This window comes from uncultured Maricaulis sp. (genome assembly GCF_963976135.1).
In the GTDB taxonomy this organism is placed as follows: Bacteria; Pseudomonadota; Alphaproteobacteria; order Caulobacterales; family Maricaulaceae; genus Maricaulis.
In genome coordinates, this window is sequence record NZ_CAXBKN010000189.1 from 1 (window position 1) to 1,816 (window position 1,816).

A 1,816-nucleotide genomic window follows, 5' to 3' on the forward strand; every position below is an offset into this window, starting at 1 on the left:
AAGCGCGCGCCGGAATGGACGGGCAGATAGGGGGGAATATGTCGGATCGACAACTGCGCATCGGGTGCGCTTCGGGTTTCTGGGGTGACACGCCGGAGGCCATTGGCCAGTTGGTGTCCAAGGGCGACATCGACTATCTGGTGTTCGATTACCTGGCCGAGGTGACGATGTCGCTGATGGCGCGGGCGCGGGCGAAGACGCCGGAGGCGGGCTTTGCGCCGGATTTCGTCAAGGCGCTGGTGCCGTGGCTTGAAGATATCAAGGCCAGGGGGATCAAGGTGGTGGCCAATGCCGGCGGGGTGAACCCGCGCGGTTGCCGCGACGCGCTCGCCAGGGCTGCCGCCGAGGCGGGGGTCGAGCTGTCCATCGGTGTCGTGCTGGGCGACGACCTCATGGAGCGCGCGGACGCGATCCGCGACCGCGGCGTGACCGAAATGTTTTCCGGCGTGGCCTTTCCGGACGAAATCTGGAGCATGAACGCCTATCTGGGCGCACGCCCCATCGCGACGGCGCTGGACGCCGGCGCCGACATCGTGATCACCGGTCGCTGCGCCGACAGTGCCGTGGCGCTAGGCCCCTTAATGCACGAATTCGGCTGGAAAGACGAAGATTGGGACAAGCTCAGCCAGGGGTCCCTGGCGGGCCATCTGATCGAATGCGGCCCGCAGGGGACGGGGGGCAATTTCACCGACTGGCAGGACGTATCGGGCTGGGACGACATGGGGATGCCCATCGTCGAGGTGTCCGAAGACGGCAGTTTTGTCATGACCAAGACGGCCGATACCGGCGGTCTGGTGTCGCCCGGTTCGGCCGGCGAACAGATGCTCTATGAAATCGGCGATCCCCGGGCCTATCTGCTGCCCGACGTGATCTGCGACTGGTCCGGTGTCACGCTCGAACAGATCGGCCCCGATCGGGTGCGGGTCATGGGCGGCAAGGGGCTGGGGCGCACCGGCAGCTACAAGGTGTCGGCGACCTATGCCGACGGCTGGCGCGCGGTCACCACCCTGACGCTCGCCGCCATCGACGCCCCGGCCAAGGCCGAGCGCGTGGCCGAGGCGATCCTGACCCGCTGCCGCCGGATTTTCCGCAACAAGAACCTGGGCGATTTCCGGCAGGTGAGCGTCGAGGTTCTGGGCGCCGAAGCCGCCTATGGCGCCAACGCCCGCGCCCGGACCCGCGAAGTGGTGCTCAAGATCGGCGTGGCACATGAGGAGCGCAGCGCGCTGAACATCTTTGCCGGTGAAATCGCGCCAATGGCCATTTCCACTGCGCAGGGTCTGACCGGGTTCTACGCCGGACGGCCCAAGGTACAGCCGGTGGTGCGGCTGTTTTCCTTCCTGCAGGACAAGGCCGACACGCCCGTTGCGGTCGAGGTCGATGGCAAGGATGTGCCAGTCACCGTCGCCACCAGGGAGGTGCGGCTTGATCCGCCCGCCACGCCGCCGGCCGACAGCCGCGACGCGGGCCCCGATGCCGTCAAGGTGCGCCTGGTCGAACTGGCCTGGGGCCGTTCGGGCGACAAGGGCGACATCGCCAATATCGGTATCATGGCCCGCAAGCCCGATTACCTGCCCTACATCCGATCCGCCCTCACCGAAGACGCGGTGAAAACCTATTTCGCCCACCTGTGCAACGGCCCGGTCGAACGCTTCGATCTGCCCGGAAGCCATGCGCTGAACTTCCTGCTGCATGAGTCCCTCGGCGGCGGCGGCATCGCCTCGGTCCGCATCGACCCCCAGGGCAAGGGCTTCGCACAAATGCTCCTCGACATCGAAATCCCCGTACCGGCAAAACTCGCCGAAAATGACGGGTT

The 1,816-nt window shown here is 66.4% G+C and carries 1 protein-coding gene; it reads left to right on the forward strand.

Annotated elements, in window-relative coordinates:
* Nucleotides 1–38 precede the first annotated feature (38 nt).
* Nucleotides 39–1,816, forward strand: a 1,778-nt coding sequence (locus tag AAC023_RS14450; RefSeq protein ID WP_231036753.1) for an acyclic terpene utilization AtuA family protein, incomplete at its 3' end; no start/stop codon positions are given.